At 67.8% G+C, this 16,482-nt stretch carries 13 protein-coding genes and 1 pseudogene; all 14 read left to right on the plus strand.

Annotated features, from left to right (window positions below; all coding sequences use genetic code 11):
- Positions 1–5 precede the first annotated feature (5 nt).
- Positions 6–974 carry a 16S rRNA (cytosine(1402)-N(4))-methyltransferase RsmH gene (rsmH, locus tag AC5P67_RS11460; RefSeq protein WP_012479154.1) on the plus strand — a complete coding sequence of 323 codons (969 nt, stop codon included), beginning with the start codon at positions 6–8 and terminating at the stop codon, positions 972–974.
- Positions 971–1,234: a cell division protein FtsL gene (ftsL, locus tag AC5P67_RS11465; protein ID WP_005412242.1), complete on the plus strand. Its 264-nt coding sequence runs from the start codon at positions 971–973 to the stop codon at positions 1,232–1,234. Before rsmH ends, ftsL begins: the two co-directional genes overlap by 4 nt.
- Entirely contained in the window at positions 1,231–3,075 is a 1,845-nt protein-coding gene (locus AC5P67_RS11470; protein ID WP_005412243.1) for a peptidoglycan D,D-transpeptidase FtsI family protein, read from the plus strand. The genes ftsL and AC5P67_RS11470 overlap by 4 nt, the downstream gene beginning before the upstream one ends.
- A complete protein-coding gene (locus tag AC5P67_RS11475) occupies positions 3,072–4,580 on the plus strand; it encodes a UDP-N-acetylmuramoyl-L-alanyl-D-glutamate--2,6-diaminopimelate ligase (protein ID WP_043035362.1) in 1,509 nt (502 codons plus the stop codon). Before AC5P67_RS11470 ends, AC5P67_RS11475 begins: the two co-directional genes overlap by 4 nt.
- Entirely contained in the window at positions 4,577–5,971 is a 1,395-nt protein-coding gene (locus tag AC5P67_RS11480; protein WP_241889355.1) for a UDP-N-acetylmuramoyl-tripeptide--D-alanyl-D-alanine ligase, read from the plus strand. The genes AC5P67_RS11475 and AC5P67_RS11480 overlap by 4 nt, the downstream gene beginning before the upstream one ends.
- Complete coding sequence (mraY, locus tag AC5P67_RS11485) at positions 5,961–7,046, plus strand: phospho-N-acetylmuramoyl-pentapeptide-transferase (protein ID WP_004154219.1); 1,086 nt, start codon at positions 5,961–5,963, stop codon at positions 7,044–7,046. Before AC5P67_RS11480 ends, mraY begins: the two co-directional genes overlap by 11 nt.
- A gap of 1 nt (position 7,047) precedes the next feature.
- Positions 7,048–8,367 (plus strand): putative lipid II flippase FtsW, encoded by a 1,320-nt coding sequence (gene ftsW, locus AC5P67_RS11490; RefSeq protein WP_005412246.1) that lies wholly within the window; start codon positions 7,048–7,050, stop codon positions 8,365–8,367.
- Positions 8,364–9,452 (plus strand): undecaprenyldiphospho-muramoylpentapeptide beta-N-acetylglucosaminyltransferase, encoded by a 1,089-nt coding sequence (murG, locus tag AC5P67_RS11495; protein WP_005408079.1) that lies wholly within the window; start codon positions 8,364–8,366, stop codon positions 9,450–9,452. Before ftsW ends, murG begins: the two co-directional genes overlap by 4 nt.
- Before the next feature lie 40 nt (positions 9,453–9,492).
- A complete protein-coding gene (gene murC, locus AC5P67_RS11500) occupies positions 9,493–10,929 on the plus strand; it encodes a UDP-N-acetylmuramate--L-alanine ligase (protein WP_005408080.1) in 1,437 nt (478 codons plus the stop codon).
- Positions 10,926–11,888, plus strand: coding sequence for a D-alanine--D-alanine ligase (locus tag AC5P67_RS11505; RefSeq protein WP_087802810.1), 963 nt, complete (start codon positions 10,926–10,928; stop codon positions 11,886–11,888). The genes murC and AC5P67_RS11505 overlap by 4 nt, the downstream gene beginning before the upstream one ends.
- Positions 11,885–12,562 (plus strand): annotated as a pseudogene (locus tag AC5P67_RS11510) (cell division protein FtsQ/DivIB); the annotation flags it as partial. The gene AC5P67_RS11505 and the pseudogene AC5P67_RS11510, both read left to right, overlap by 4 nt.
- Before the next feature lie 68 nt (positions 12,563–12,630).
- Positions 12,631–13,866: a cell division protein FtsA gene (gene ftsA / locus AC5P67_RS11515; RefSeq protein WP_005408083.1), complete on the plus strand. Its 1,236-nt coding sequence runs from the start codon at positions 12,631–12,633 to the stop codon at positions 13,864–13,866.
- A gap of 169 nt (positions 13,867–14,035) precedes the next feature.
- Positions 14,036–15,271, plus strand: a complete 1,236-nt coding sequence (gene ftsZ, locus AC5P67_RS11520; protein WP_005408084.1) for a cell division protein FtsZ — start codon at positions 14,036–14,038, stop codon at positions 15,269–15,271.
- 192 nt (positions 15,272–15,463) lie between these two features.
- Positions 15,464–16,375 carry a UDP-3-O-acyl-N-acetylglucosamine deacetylase gene (gene lpxC, locus AC5P67_RS11525; RefSeq protein WP_005408085.1) on the plus strand — a complete coding sequence of 304 codons (912 nt, stop codon included), beginning with the start codon at positions 15,464–15,466 and terminating at the stop codon, positions 16,373–16,375.
- Positions 16,376–16,482 lie beyond the last annotated feature (107 nt).

Raw genomic sequence — 16,482 nt, forward strand, 5'->3', positions numbered from 1 at the left:
CCCGGATGCGCCCAGAAGCGCAGACCGGTCACCTTCCGGTGTCGCAGTCGCCGGCGGTGCACCTGCCGGTCCTGTACACCCAGGTCCTTGAAGGCCTGAGGGTGATCGAAAACGGACGTTATCTGGATGGCACGTTCGGTCGTGGCGGTCATGCACGTGGCGTGCTCACCCAGCTCGGTCCCGAGGGGCGCCTGCTGGTCATGGACAAGGATCCGGAAGCCATCGCCGTTGCCGAGCGCGATTTCGCGCCGGACCCGCGCGTGTCCATCTTCCGTGGCAGCTTCGCCCAGCTGCTGCAGTGGGATGCGACGGCCGAAGGCCTGGACGGCGTGCTGTTCGACCTGGGCGTGTCGTCGCCGCAGCTGGACGTGGCCGAACGTGGCTTCAGCTTCGGCAAGGACGGCCCGCTGGACATGCGCATGGACCCGGACAGCGGTGAAAGCGCCGCGCAGTGGATCAACCGCGTGGAAGAGCGCGAAATTGCCGACGTGCTGTGGACCTATGGCGAAGAACGCCAGAGCCGCCGCATCGCCCGTGCCATCGTGGCCCGCCGTGAGAAGCAGCCCTTCTCCCGCACCGCCGAACTGGCCGAGCTGATCGCCTCGGTGATGCCGCGTGGGAAAGACAAGATCCACCCGGCCACGCGCAGCTTCCAGGCCATCCGCATCCACATCAACCGCGAGCTGGCCGATCTGGAAGCCGGGCTCGATGCGGCCGTGGAACGGCTCAAGCCCGGTGGCCGGCTGGCGGTGATCAGCTTCCATTCGCTGGAGGACCGCATCGTCAAGCAGTACATGAACCGCCTGGCCAAGGCGCCGCCGGCCAACCGCCGCCTGCCTGAGGCGGTGGCGTTCGTGCCGACGCTGGACCTGATCGGCGGTGCCATCAAGGCGACCGACGAGGAACTGGCCGCCAACCCGCGTGCGCGCAGCGCCGTGCTGCGCGTGGCGCAGAAGCGGGAGGCCGACGCATGAGCCGGCTGCTGCTGATCATCCTGTTGGCCTCGACCGTGGCCTCGGCGATCGGCGTCGTGTTCGTGCGTCACCGTCACCGGCAGACGTTCATCGAGCTGTCGCGCGCCGAACGCAAGCGCGATGACATCAACCTCGAATTCGGCCGCCTGCAGCTGGAGCAGGCGACCCTGGCCGAGGCCAACCGCGTGGACCGCATTGCCCGCGAGAAGCTCGGCATGAAGTTCCCCGAGGCCGCCGACATCGTGGTGGTGCGCCCATGAGCAAGGCCGGCCGCAACCGCCCGCGCAATGCCTTCAACCTGCGCCAGCGCCTGCGCTGGGTCGCGCTGGCGCTCGGCCTGTGCTCGGTGTCGCTGGTCGGCCGCGCGGCCTACGTGCAGATCATCAACAGCGACTTCTACCAGCGCCAGGGCGAGGCCCGTTACCTGCGCGAGCTGCCGATCAAGACCTCGCGCGGCATGATCACCGACCGCAACGGCGAGCCGCTGGCGGTATCCACGCCGGTCGCCTCGATCTGGGTCAATCCGCAGGACCTGCTGCGTTCGCCCGAGCGCATCCCGGAGCTGGCCCAGGCGGTCGGCATGTCGGTGGATGAGCTGAGCAGCCGCCTGTCGCAGAAGTCGGACAAGGAATTCATGTACCTGCGCCGCCGGATCAATCCGGACGAGGCAGAGAAGGTGGTCGCGCTGAAGATTCCGGGCGTGGCCGCGCAGCGCGAGTTCCGCCGCTTCTACCCGCAGGGTGAAGCGATGGCGCACGTGCTGGGCTTCACCAACATCGACGACCGCGGCCAGGAAGGCCTGGAGCTGGCGTTCGACGAATGGTTGCGCGGCAAGGCCGGTGCGAAGCGGGTGATCCGCAACCGCAAGGGCGAGACCGTCGAGAGCGATCTGCTGCGTGCCGCTGAACCGGGCAAGGACCTGACCCTCAGCATCGACCGCCGCATCCAGTACCTGGCCTTCAAGGAACTGCGCAACGCGCTGGTGGCCAACAAGGCAGCGGGCGGTTCAATGGTGATCATGGACGTGACCACCGGCGAGATCCTGGCCATGGTCAACCTGCCGACCTACAACCCGAATTCGCTGACCGGCGCGCTGCCCGATGCGCGCCGCAACCGTGCGGTGACCGACCTGGTCGAGCCGGGTTCGACGATGAAGCCGTTGACCATCGCTACCGCGCTGCAGGCCGGTGCGGTGACCAAGGACACCATCATCGACACCAATCCGGGCTACATGACCCTGGGTCGCTTCACCATCCGTGACGTGCCGCGCAACAACGGCGTGCTGAACGTGACCGGCGTGATCACCCGCAGTTCGAACGTGGGTGCGGCCAAGGTCGCGGCGAAGATGCCGGACCAGGTGTTCTACGACGGCGTGCGCCGCTTTGGTTATGGCTCGGTACCGCACAGCGGTTTCCCCGGTGAATCCGGCGGCGTGGTGCTGCGCCCGGCGCGCTGGTCGGGTACCACCAAGACCACGATGTCCTACGGCTACGGCCTGAACGTGACGCCGCTGCAGATCGCTACCGCCTATTCGGCACTGGCCAACGGCGGTCGTCTGATCGCGCCGACCTTCGTCAAGGGCCAGCGCAATGAAGGCCAGCAGATCATCGACGAAAACGTCGCCAGGCAGGTGGTGGCGATGATGGAAACCGTGGTCACCCAGGGCGGCGCCAAGCAGGCGGCGGTGCTGGGCTACCGCGTGGCCGGCAAGACCGGTACCGCGCGCAAGGCCGGTCCGGGTGGTTACGAGCGGGGTCATTACAACGCGCTGTTCGCCGGCGTGGTGCCCGCCACCAACCCGCGCTTCGCCACCGTCATCGTCATCAACGATCCGCAGGCCGGCAAGTTCTACGGCGGCCTGGTGTCGGCGCCGGTCTATCACAACGTGATGGAAGGCACCCTGCGCCTGATGGACGTGCCATTGGACGACCTGCAGTCGTGGCTGGCCGCACAGCAGTCCGGCAAGGTCGGCCACTCGGCCTCGATCCTGCCTGCGCCGCCGGCCGAGACCGCGCTGCCGGTGGATGCCGCCGCTGAATTCGATGCTGCGCTGCCGAGCGCGCACGCCCAGACGCCGCCCACTACGGGAGGCACGCAATGAGTCCTTCGATGTTGCTTTCGCAGTTGCTTCCGGACGTTGCCCTTGCAGGGCACGACCCCGTTCTGACCGGCCTGGTGCTGGACAGCCGCGCCGTGCGTCCCGGCAATGCCTTCGTCGCCATCGCCGGTTTCGGCGCGCATGGCCTGGGCTTTGTCGAGCAGGCCCGCGCCGCCGGTGCCAGCGTCATCCTGTTTGAACCGCCGGCGCCTGCCGAACTGCCGGCACCGGCCGATGCGATCGCCGTGCCGGGCCTGCGCGCACGCATGGGTGCGATGGCCGACCAGTTCCATGGCGCGCCGTCGCGGGCGATGGCGATGGTCGGTGTCACCGGCACCAACGGCAAGACGTCCACCGTGCAGCTGCTGGCCCAGGCCTGGCACCTGCTCGGTACGCCCAGTGGCAGTATCGGCACGCTGGGCGCCGGACTTTATGGTGCGGTCGAGCCGACCGGCTTCACCACGCCGCTGGTGCTGCAGATGCATGCGCTGCTGGCGCAGCTGCGCGACGCCGGTGCGCGCGCGGTGGCGATGGAAGTCAGCTCGCATGCGCTGGACCAGGGTCGCGTGGATGCCGTGCACTACGACGTGGCGGTGTTCACCAACCTCACCCGCGACCATCTGGACTACCACGGCGACATGGCCAGCTACGGCGCGGCCAAGGCGCGGCTGTTCCACCGTCCGGGCCTGAAGGCCGCGGTGATCAATCTGGACGACGCGTTCGGCCGCCAGCTGTTCGCCGGCCTGCCGGCGGGCGTGCAGCCGATCGGCCTGAGCTCGCGCGGTGCCACTGACGCCAGCGTGCGCGCCGAGGCGCTGCAGCTGGATGGCCGTGGCATTGCCTTCGAACTGGTCATCGACGGCCAGCGCGCGGCGGTGCTGTCGCCGCTGCTGGGCCGCTTCAACGTGGACAACCTGCTGGCGGTGGCCGGCACCCTGCACGCGCAGGGCCAGCCGCTGCCGCGCATCGCCGAAGTACTGTCGGCGCTGCAGCCGATCCGTGGCCGCATGAACCGCCTGGGCGGCGAAGACGGCCTGCCGACCGTGGTGGTCGACTACGCACACACCCCGGACGCGCTGGAACAGGCGCTGGACAGCCTGCATGGCCACCTGCAGGGCACGCTGTTCTGCGTGTTCGGCTGCGGCGGCGAGCGTGATACCGGCAAACGCCCGCAGATGGCGGCCATTGCCGAGCGTCTGGCCAACCAGGTCATCGTCACCGACGACAACCCGCGTGGCGAGGATGGCGACGTGATCGTGGCCGACATCCTGGCCGGCTTCACCGATGCCTCCGTCGTGACCGTGCAGCGTAGCCGCGCCCGTGCGATCGGCCTGGCGGTGAAGCGTGCCGGTGCCGGTGACATCATCCTGATCGCTGGCAAGGGCCACGAGCCGTACCAGGAAGTGAATGGCGTGCGCCATGACTTCGACGACACCGAAGTGGCCGCCGCTGCACTGGCGGCCAAGGCCGGTGTACTAGAGGCGCAGGCCGGGGAGGGCACCGCATGAAGCGCACCCTGCTTTCGCTGATCGCACACTGGGCCGGCGGTGAGATCCACGGCGACGACGTGGCCATCGATGCGGTCAGCAATGACACCCGCAGCCTCGGCCCGGGCAGCCTGTATGTGGCGCTGCGCGGCGAGCGTTTCGACGGCCATGACTTTGCCGCCGACGCGCAGGCGCGCGGTGCCAGCGCACTGCTGGTCGAGCGCCTGCTGCCGATCGAACTGCCACAGGTGCTGGTGGCCGACAGCGAACTGGCACTGGCGAAGATCGCCACCGGCATGCAGCGCGACCGCGGCACCGAGGTGTTCGCGATCACCGGCAGCAACGGCAAGACCAGCGTGAAGAGCCTGCTGCTGTCGATCCTGCAGCAGGTGGCACAGCACGCCCACAAGGTGGTCTACGCCAACCCGGGCAACCGCAACAACGAGATCGGCCTGCCGCTGGCGGTGATCGATGCGCCGGAAGATGCCGACTACGCCGTCTACGAGATGGGCGCCGGCAAGCCGGGCGATATCGCCTATCTGACCGACATCGCCCGCCCGCGCTATGCGCTGGTCAACAACATTGCCCCGGCGCACCTGGAACGCATGGGCAGCCTGCTCGGCGTGGCGGTGACCAAGGGCGCGATCTATGCCGCGCTGCCGGCCGATGGCGTGGCGGTGATCAATGTGGACGATGCCTACGGCCGCTGGTTCGAACAGCACTTCGTCGGCACCCCGGCACGCTGCCGCGTACTGCGCTATGGCCTGGAGCACACCGCGGACATCACCGCGCGCGACATCCGCGCCGGCGCGCAGGGCAGCCAGTTCACCCTGGTCGCACCGAGCGGCGAAGCCCGCGTGGTGCTGGGCCTGCCGGGTCGCCACAACGTCAGCAACGCGCTGGCCGCTGCCAGCCTGGCGCTGGCGGCTGGTGTCGATCTGGCACTGATTGCGGCCGGCCTGGCCGAAGCGCAGCCGGTGCCGGGCCGCCAGATCGCCCATCAGCTGCGCAACGGCGCGGTGCTGGTGGACGACAGCTACAACGCCAACCCCGGTTCGCTGGCTGCGGCCATCGACGCCCTGGCCGCCGCGCCGGAAGAGGGCTGGCTGGTGCTGGGCGACATGCGCGAGCTGGGTCCGGACGCCGAAGCGCTGCATGCGCAGGCCGGCATCCGCGCACGCGCCGCTGGTCTCAAGCGCCTGTATGCGCTGGGCCCGCTCAGCGCCGCTGCCGCCACCGCCTTCGGCGAAGGCGGCCGTCATTTCGCCACCCATGACGCGCTGTCGCAGGCGCTGAAGGACGAGCTGCACGCCGGCGTGCGCTGCCTGGTCAAGGGTTCCCGTGGCAGCGCCATGGATACGATTGTCAAAGCGCTGCTGGCGCAAGGAGAGGAATCCCCGCATGTTGTATGAACTGGCTCGATGGTTGCAGCAGTTGGAGAGCCTGTTCGGGCTGTTCAACTACCAGACGTTCCGCGCCATCCTTGCCGCGTTGACGGCCCTGTTCCTGTCGCTGTGGCTTGGCCCGGCGATGATCCGCAAGCTTGCCCAGTTCAAGGGCGGCCAGCCGATCCGCAAGGACGGTCCGCAGACCCATTTCTCCAAGGCCGGCACGCCGACCATGGGCGGTTCGCTGATCCTGCTCACCATCACCCTGTCGGTGCTGATGTGGGCCGACCTGCGCAACCGCTACGTGTGGCTGGTGCTGGCGGTGATGCTGTGCTTCGGCGCCATCGGCTGGTATGACGACTGGATCAAGATCGTCCGCCGCGACCCGAACGGCCTGAAGTCGCGCTGGAAATACCTGCTGCAGTCGATCTTCGGACTGGCTGCTGGCCTGTTTCTGTTCTACACGGCCGACGTGCCGGCGGCGCTGACCTTCTACATCCCGATGTTCAAGTCGGTGGCGTTGCCGCTGGCCGGCATCGGCTTCGTGGCCATCGCCTACTTCTGGATCGTCGGCTTCTCCAACGCGGTGAACCTGACCGACGGCCTGGACGGCCTGGCCATCATGCCCACCGTGCTGGTGGCCTGCGCGCTGGGCGTGTTCGCGTATGCCTCGGGCAACGTGGTGTTCGCCAACTACCTGCAGATTCCGCAGATTCCAGGCGCCGGCGAGCTGGTCATCATCTGCGCGGCCATCGCCGGTGCGGGCCTCGGCTTCCTGTGGTTCAACACCTATCCGGCCATGGTCTTCATGGGCGACATCGGCGCGCTGGCGCTGGGCGCGGTGCTGGGCACGATCGCGGTGATCACCCGCCAGGAACTGGTGCTGGTGATCATGGGCGGCGTGTTCGTCATCGAAACACTGTCGGTGATGATCCAGGTGGCCTCGTTCAAGCTGACCGGCAAGCGCGTGTTCCGCATGGCGCCGATCCACCACCATTTCGAACTGAAGGGCTGGCCCGAGCCGCGCGTGATCGTGCGCTTCTGGATCATCTCCGTCGTGCTCGTGCTGATCGGCCTGGCCACGTTGAAGGTGCGCTGAGATGAACGACCTGTCCCGCCAGGCAACACGCCTTGAAGCCATCGAAGGCAGCTACGACAAGTGGCTGCTGGGCGCGATCATCGCGCTCACCGGCGTGGGCGTGGTGATGGTGGCGTCCAGCTCGATCGCCTTGATGAGCAGTCCGTTCTACTACCTCAACCGCCACCTGATCTTCCTGGCGGTGGGTATCGTGCTGGCGGTCATCGCCGCCCGCACTGAACTGAAGTCCATCGAGCAGTACAACCAGATGCTGCTGCTGGGCTGCTTCGTGCTGCTGCTGGCGGTGTTCGCACCGGGCCTGGGCAGCACCGTCAACGGTGCGCGCCGCTGGATCAACCTGGGCATCTCCAAGTTCCAGACGGTCGAAGCGGTGAAAGTGCTCTACATTGTCTGGCTGTCCAGCTACCTGGTGCGTTTCCGCGACGAGGTCAACGCGACCTGGCCGGCGATGCTCAAGCCGCTGGGCGTGGCCGGGGCGCTGGTGGTGCTGCTGCTGCTGCAGCCGGACTTCGGCTCGTCCACCCTGCTGCTGGCGATCACCGCCGGCATGCTGGTGCTGGGCGGGGTGAACATGCCGCGCATGTCGATGCCGGTGATCATCGGCCTGGTCGGCATGAGCGCACTGGCGATCATCGAGCCGTACCGCATGCGCCGCATCACGTCCTTCCTGGACCCATGGGCCGACCAGCAGGGCGACGGCTACCAGCTGTCCAACGCGCTGATGGCGGTGGGCCGTGGCGAGTGGACCGGCGTCGGCCTGGGCAACTCGGTGCAGAAGCTGTACTACCTGCCCGAAGCGCATACCGACTTCATCTTCTCGGTCACCGCCGAGGAATTCGGCTTCCTGGGCACCTGCGTGATCGTGGCCCTGTACGCGCTGCTGGTCGGCCGGACCTTCTGGCTGGGCATGCGCTGCGTGGAGATGAAGCGGCACTTCTCCGGCTACATCGCCTTCGGCATCGGCCTGTGGATCAGCATGCAGACCTTCGTTTCGATCGGCGTGAACCTGGGCATCCTGCCGACCAAGGGCCTGACCCTGCCGCTGATCTCCTCCGGCGGCTCGTCGGTGCTGATGACCTGCGTGGCGATGGGCCTGCTGCTGCGCGTGTCCTATGAACTCAAGCGCGCCGAGCGCCGCCAGGCCGTGCGCATCGGCGGCAGCGAAGACGCCGCTGCCGAGCCGAGCGACGAGCCGGCCGCGCCGGTGGCCGCCAGCGTACCGATGAGCGCCGAGCCGGTGGCTGCCGCTGCAGCGAACGCTGCGCGTGGCACCAGCCGCCTGCAGTCGCGCATCGAACCGACCTTCGGGAGGCTGTCATGAGCACAGCCACCGACAACGTGCGCCCGGTGATGATCCTGGCCGGTGGTACCGGCGGTCACATCTTCCCCGGCCTGGCCGTGGCCCGCGTGCTGCGCGCGCGCGGCGTGCCGGTCACCTGGATGGGCGCCGACGGTGCGATGGAAACCCGTCTGGTGCCGCAGCACGACATTCCGATCGACACGCTGGCCATCACCGGCCTGCGCGGCAAGGGCAAGCTGGCCCTGCTGGGCGCGCCGTGGCGGCTGATGCGCGCGCTGCGCGCGGCCGGCATGATCATCCGCAAGCGCCAGCCGCGTGCGGTGGTGGCCTTCGGTGGATTCGCCTCCGGTCCCGGCGGCATGGCCACGCGCCTGCATGGCCTGCCGCTGATCGTGCATGAGCAGAACCGCGCACCGGGCCTGACCAATCGCATCCTGTCGCGCTATGCACGCCGTCTGCTGACCGGCTTCCCGGGCACCTTCGCCCAGGGCGAGGAGTTTGTCGGCAACCCGGTGCGTGCGGAGATCGCCGCTATCGCACCGCCGGAACAGCGCTTCGCCGACCGCCAGGGTCCGCTGCGCGTGCTGGTGGTGGGCGGCAGCCAGGGTGCACGCGCGCTCAATACCGGCGTGCCGCAGGCGATCGCTGCGCTCGGTGCCGGGGTTCCGGTGCAGGTGCGCCACCAGAGCGGCGAGAAGATGCATGCCGAAGCGGTCGAGGCCTATGCCAAGGCCGGCGTGCAGGCGGAGATCACCCCGTTCATCGCCGACATGGCCGAGGCGTTTGCCTGGGCCGATCTGGTCGTATGCCGCTCCGGCGCGTCCACGCTGGCCGAGCTGTGCGCGGTCGGTGTCGGCAGTGTGCTGGTGCCATTCCCCGCTGCCGTCGACGATCACCAGACCCGCAATGCGGAGTACCTGGTCGAGCGCGGCGCGGCGGTTTTGCTGAAGCAGGACGGAACGCTGGCCGACGGCATTGCCGCACTGCTGCGCGATCTGTCCGAAAATCCCGCCCGCCGCATGCAGATGGCGCAAGCCGCGCGTGCCCTGGCCAAGGTCGATGCCGCCGAGCGCATCGCCGATATCATTCTCGAGGAAGCTGTATGAAGAAGGCATGCCACCGCGCCTGCCCTGCGCGAGGCCGCGCATGATCCGCCGCCTGCACGACACCAACGACCTGGTGCGCGCGTTCCCGCGCGTGCATTTCGTCGGCATCGGCGGCACCGGCATGAGCGGTATCGCCGAAGTGATGCTGACGCTGGGCTATGAAGTGTCCGGCTCGGACAACGCCGACAACGTGGCGACCCGCCGCCTGGCCAGCCTGGGTGCGCGCATCATGCGCGGCCACTCGGCGGCCAACGTGCTGGGCACCGACTGCGTGGTGGTCTCCAGCGCCATCCGCGAAGACAACCCGGAACTGATGGAAGCGCGCAGCCAGCGCATTCCGATCATGCCGCGTGCGGCCATGCTGGCCGAGCTGATGCGCTTCCGTCGCGGCATCGCCGTGGCCGGTACCCATGGCAAGACCACCACCACCAGCCTCACCGCTGCGGTATTGAGCGAAGGCGGCCTGGACCCGACGTTCGTGATTGGTGGCCAGCTGCTGGCCGCCGGCGCCAACGCCAAGCTGGGTGGTGGCCAGTGGCTGGTGGCCGAGGCCGACGAAAGCGATGGCAGCTTCCTGCGCCTGAACCCGCTGATGTCGATCATCACCAACATCGATGCCGATCATCTGGAGAACTACGGCAACGACTTTGCCCGCGTGCAGGCGGCGTTCGCCGAGTTCCTGCAGCGCCTGCCGTTCTATGGCCTGGCGGTGCTGTGCATCGACGACCCGGAAGTGGCTGCGCTGGCCGCCAGGACCCCGCGCCACGTGATGAGCTACGGCATGAGCCCGCAGGCCGACGTGCGCGCCGAGAACGTGGTGCAGGAAGGGTCGCGCATGCGCTTCACCCTGCGCCTGCCGCAGGGCACCAGCCAGGAAGTGGTACTGGCACTGCCGGGCAGGCACAACGTACTCAACGCACTGGCCGCCGCCGCAGTGGGCTGGCAGCTGGGCGTGGCCCCGGACGCCATCGCGCGTGCGCTGGAAGGCTTCGCCGGTGTCGGCCGTCGCTTCAACGATCTGGGCGAAGTGACCACCGCCAGTGGCGCCAAGGTGCGCATCATCGATGACTACGGTCATCACCCGAGCGAGCTGGAAGCCGTGTTCGCCGCCGCCCGTGGTGGCTGGGCCGACAAGCGCCTGGTGGTGGCCTTCCAGCCGCACCGCTACAGCCGAACCCGCGACCAGTTCGACAAGTTCGCCGCGGTGCTGTCCAGCGTCGATGCGCTGGTGCTGAGCGAGGTCTACCCGGCTGGCGAGGAACCGATTGCCGGTGCCGACTCGCATGCGCTGGCCCGCGCCATCCGCGCGCGCGGCCGCAGCGAACCGGTGGTGGTTGGCAAGGCCGCCGAGCTGGCCAGCGTGCTGCCGGACGTGCTGCAGGACGGTGACCTGCTGCTGATGATGGGGGCGGGCGACATCGGCGCCGTGGCTACCCACATCGCGGTGGAAGGCTTCAAGGGGGAGGGCGAGGCGTGAGCGCGCTGACCTTCCCGCCGCTGCGCGTGACCGACCCGGCTGTATTCGGTCGCGTCGCCGTGCTGCTCGGTGGCACTTCCAGCGAACGCGAGGTGTCGCTGGATTCCGGCCGCAACGTACTGGAAGCACTGCAGTCGCGCGGTGTCGATGCGTTCACCGTGGACGGCATTCCGGCGCTGGCCAAGGCGCTGGCTGCCGGCGGCATCGACCGTGTGTTCAACATCCTGCACGGCCACAACGGTGGTGGTGAGGACGGCATCGTGCAGGGCCTGATGGACGCCTTCGGCGTGCCGTACACCGGCTCGGACGTGCTGGGCTCTGCGCTGAGCATGGACAAGATCCGTACCAAGCAGGTGTGGTTGTCGCTGGGCCTGCCGACCCCGCAATACCGCAAGGTCGACGCATCGAACGTGCATGCACTGGCGGCCGAGCTGGGCCTGCCGGTGGTGGTGAAGCCGGCCAACGAAGGCTCCAGCGTGGGCATCAGCCGGGTCACCGACGACGCCGGCCTGGATGAGGCCGTGGCCCTGGCTGCGCGCTACGACGGCCAGCTGCTGATGGAGCAGATGGTGGTCGGCGACGAACTGACCGTGGCCATTCTCGGCGACGTCGCGCTGCCGTCGATCCGCATCGTGCCCAAGGGCCAGTGGTACGACTACAACGCCAAGTACATCGCCGAGGACACCCAGTACCTGTGCCCGGGCCTGGACGGTGGCGACGAAGAGGAAATCCGCCGCATCGCGCTGGCCGCGTTCCGCGCTGCTGGCTGCCGTGGTTGGGGCCGCGTGGACGTGATGCGCGACCGCAGCAGCGGCCGCTTCTTCCTGCTGGAAGTGAATACCGCGCCGGGCATGACCAGCCATTCGCTGGTGCCCAAGGCCGCAGGCCAGGCCGGCATCAGCTTCGAAGAGCTGGTGTGGCGCGTGCTGGAACAGACCCTGGAGGCCTCGCACGCATGAACGCGGTGCTGCGCATCTTCGTCTGGCTGTTGGCGCTGTCGGTGGTTGCACTGCCGGTGGTGGCCGTGGTCAATGGCTGGGTCGGCGCCGAGCGCTGGCCGCTGGCGAAGCTGCGCGTGCATGGCGAGTTCAAGCGGGTACCAGCCGAACAGCTGCAGCAGGTGCTGCTGCCGTATGCGCGCGCCGGGTTCTTCGCGGTCAAGCTGCAGGATGCCCAGGACGCACTGGAAAAGTTGCCGTGGGTGGAAAGCGCACGGGTACGCAAGCAGTGGCCGGATGTGCTGGAAGTAACCCTGGTCGAGCACAAGCCGTTCGCGCGCTGGGGCAACGACCGCCTGGTTTCCGAGCAGGGCAAGCTGTTCCCCACGCCGAAGAAGCTGGCCGACCTTGCGCTGCCCGAACTGGATGGCCCGGACAGCCAGACCGAAGAAGTGATGAAGCTGTACAGCGACTCGCGTGCATTGTTCGCACCGGCCGGCGTCGATGTGCGCCGGGTGACGATGGATGCACGCGGCAGCTGGTCGCTGGTGCTGAGCAACGGCACCGAAGTGGTGGTCGGCCGCGACGACGCGCGCTCGCGCATGCAGCGCTTCGTCAAGGTACTGCCGCAGCTCAACCGTCAGGACGCGCCGATCGAGCGCGCCGACCTCCGTTACACCAATGGTTTCACGCTGAGCTGGGGTACCCCGGCCACGCCGGCGAAAGCGCCGGCGACCCCGGCCAGAAGCACGCAGGAAAGGACATGAATCGCAAGGGTGACAAATCGCTGATCGTTGGCCTGGACATCGGCACCTCCAAGGTGGTGGCGCTGGTGGGCGAGTACTCGCCGGGCAACCCGATCGAAGTGATCGGCATCGGCTCGCACGAGTCGCGCGGTTTGAAGCGCGGCGTGGTGGTGGACATCGAATCGACCGTGCAGTCGATCCAGCGCGCGGTGGAAGAAGCCGAGCTGATGGCCGGCTGCGAGATCCGCTCGGTGTACGCCTCGATCTCCGGCAACCACGTGCAGTGCAAGAACTCGCCGGGCATCGTGCCGATCCGCGACGGGGAAGTGACCTGGGGCGACCTGGATCGCGTGCTCGATGCGGCCAAGGCGGTGGCGATTCCGGCCGACCAGAAGATCCTGCACGCGATCCCGCGCGAGTACGTGCTGGACGATTCGCAGGAAGGCATCCGCAATCCGGTCGGCATGACCGGCGTGCGCCTGGAGGTGCATGCGCACCTGGTGGTGTGCGCGCAGTCAGCCGCGGCCAACATCAGCAAGTGCGTGCAGCGCTGCGGCCTGCAGGTGGATGACCTGGTGCTGTCCTCGCTGGCCTCCAGCGTTGCGGTGCTGACCGCCGACGAACGCGAGCTGGGCGTGGTGCTGGTCGACATGGGCGCCGGCACCACCGACATCGCGGTGTTCGTGCAGGGCGCGATCTGCCACACGGCTTCGCTGCCGATCGCCGGCGACCACGTCACCAATGACATCGCGCACATGCTGCGCACGCCCACCCCGGAAGCCGAGCAGATCAAGGTGCGCTACGCCTGCGCCCTGGCCCAGCTGGCCACCGCCGAGGAAAGCATCCAGGTGCCGTCGGTGGGCGACCGTCCGCCGCGCCGCATGCCGCGCCATTCGCTGGCGCAGGCGGTGCAGGGCCGTTACGAGGAAATCTTCGAGATGGTGCAGGCCGAACTGCGCCGCTCCGGCTTCGAGGAACTGGTGCGCGCCGGCATGGTGCTGACCGGTGGTGCCTCGAAGATGGAAGGCGTGGTCGAGCTGGCCGAGGAAATGCTGCAGATGCCGGTGCGCGTGGGCATCCCGCAGCACGTCACCGGCCTGGGCGAAGTGGTGGGCAACCCGGTGCATGCCACCGGCGTGGGCCTGCTGCTGATGGGCAGCCAGATCGAGCACCCGCGGCGGCCGTCGCTACCGACCGGGCGCGCCGGAAGCATGTTCAAGAAACTCAAGACCTGGTTCCGCGGCGAGTTCTGACGCGGAACCCGTAACACCGGGGTCACCCCGGCGCAGCACCTGCAGTACCCGCATCACAACGCAGCAACGCAATACACAACCCACACAGCCGCAACGGCAACATGACACGCGAAGGCAGGAGGCCCGACCGTCCATGCCACCGACAAGCGGATACAACGAGGACACGGACATGGCGCATTTTGAACTGATCGAAAAGATGGCACCCAATGCGGTGATCAAGGTGGTTGGCGTGGGCGGCGGCGGCGGCAATGCCGTGGCGCACATGGTCAACTCGGCGGTGGACGGCGTGGAGTTCATCACCGCCAACACCGACTCGCAGGCCATCAAGAATTGCGGTGCCAAGCTGCAGCTGCAGCTGGGTACCAACGTGACCAAGGGCCTGGGCGCAGGCGCGAACCCGGAAGTCGGCCGCCAGGCCGCGCTGGAAGACCGTGAGCGCATCATGGACGCCCTGCAGGGCGCGGACATGGTGTTCATCACCGCCGGCATGGGCGGCGGCACCGGTACCGGCGCTGCACCGGTGGTGGCGCAGCTGGCCAAGGAGATGGGCATCCTGACCGTGGCCGTGGTCACCAAGCCGTTCCCGTTCGAAGGCCGTCGCCGCATGCAGGTGGCGCTGAAGGGCATCGAGGAACTGAGCCAGCACTGCGACTCGCTGATCACCATCCCGAACGAGAAGCTGATCACCGTGCTGGGCCGCAATGCGACCATGATCCAGGCATTCCGCGCCGCCAACGACGTGCTGCAGGGCGCCGTGCAGGGCATCGCCGACCTGATCGTGCGTCCGGGCCTGATCAACGTCGACTTCGCCGACGTGCGCACCGTCATGTCCGAAATGGGCCTGGCGATGATGGGTACCGGCACTGCCCGTGGCGATGACCGCGCCCAGGCCGCTGCCGAATCGGCCATCCAGAACCCGCTGCTGGACGACGTGAACCTGGCCGGTGCCAACGGCATCCTGGTCAACATCACCGCCGGTGCGGACTTCACCATGGCCGAGTTCGACGAGATCGGCCGCACCATCGACGGCTTCGCTTCGGAAGACGCCACCGTGGTGGTTGGCACCGTGCTCGACCCGGACATGCAGGACGAAGTGCGCGTGACCGTGGTTGCCACCGGCCTGAACCGCGTGTCGGCCAGCAAGGCCCAGCGTCCGGGCGAGCGCGCGCCGATCAAGCTGGTCCGCAACGCCACCACCGGCCAGCCGGAGTTCGGCGACTTCGACAACGGCGGCGACGCCGTGTCCAAGGCCGTCGGCGGCATGGGCCTGGGCCTGCGTCGCGCCAGCAGCGATACCGCGGCGGCTTCGGCCCCGTCGGCGCCGTCCTCTTCGGCCCCGGCCGCGGCAGAACTGCCGAACGATTACCTGGACATCCCGGCGTTCCTGCGCCGCCAGGCGGACTGAGCGGGCCGGCCCGGGGTTGTCCTCCCCGGGTTGCGCCACCATGTCCTGAAAACGCGGGCGCCGGGCCAGGATGGGCCCGGCCGCCCTGCGTCATGTGCGTCCCATTGGCGCGCCGGTGTGTCCTGCCTGCCTTTCAGCCGGGGTAGGGGACCGTGCGTGTTAATCTAATGTGTCACTTCCGGTCCATCCCCCATGATCCAGCAACGCACCCTCAAGAACACGATCCGCGCCACCGGCGTTGGCCTGCACAGCGGCGACAAGGTCTACATGACCCTGCGCCCGGCACCGGTCAACCATGGCATCGTGTTCCGCCGCGTGGACCTGGACCCGGTGGTGGAAGTGCCGGCCAAGGCCGAGCTGGTCACCGAAGTGACGTTGTGCACCGGCCTGACCTGCAACGACGCCAAGATCCAGACCGTCGAACACCTGATGTCGGCGCTGGCCGGCCTGGGCGTGGACAACATCATTGTCGAACTGTCCTCGGCCGAGCTGCCGATCATGGACGGTTCGGCCGGCCCGTTCGTGTTCCTGCTGCAGTCGGCGGGCATCGTGGAACAGGATGCGCCCAAGCGCTTCATCCGCGTGCTGAAGACCGTGGAAGTGACCGAGGGCGACAAGGTGGCCCGCTTCAGCCCGTACGAGGGCTACAAGCTGGGCTTCACCATCCAGTTCGACCACCCGATGATTCCGGCCAAGCAGTCGCGCCAGGAAATCGAGTTCTCGACGCTGGCCTACACCAAGGAAATCTCCCGCGCGCGCACCTTCGGTTTCATGCGCGACCTGGAATACATGCGCGAGCGCAACCTGGGCCTTGGCGGTTCGATGGACAACGCCATCGTGCTGGACGAGTTCCGCGTGCTCAACGAAGACGGCCTGCGCTATGCCGACGAATTCGTGCGCCACAAGATCCTCGATGCGATCGGCGACCTCTACCTGGCCGGTGGCCAGGTGCTGGGTGCCTACGAAGGCTTCAAGTCCGGTCACGCCCTCAACAACAAGCTGGTGCGGGCGCTGATGGCCGACGCCACTGCCTGGGAATGGGTCAGTTTCGACTCGCCGGCGACGCCGGATCCGGTCGAATATGCCACTCCGGCCTACGCCTGATTTCTGTAGGCTGTTGAATTTAAAGGCAAAAACGCCGCCTTCCAGGGCGGCGTTGTCGTTTCAGGCGTGTTCGGCGCATTCAGCATGCTTGATACGCGTCAAGGCCG

It is taken from the genome of Stenotrophomonas sp. YJH_SMC_21 (genome assembly GCF_059369555.1).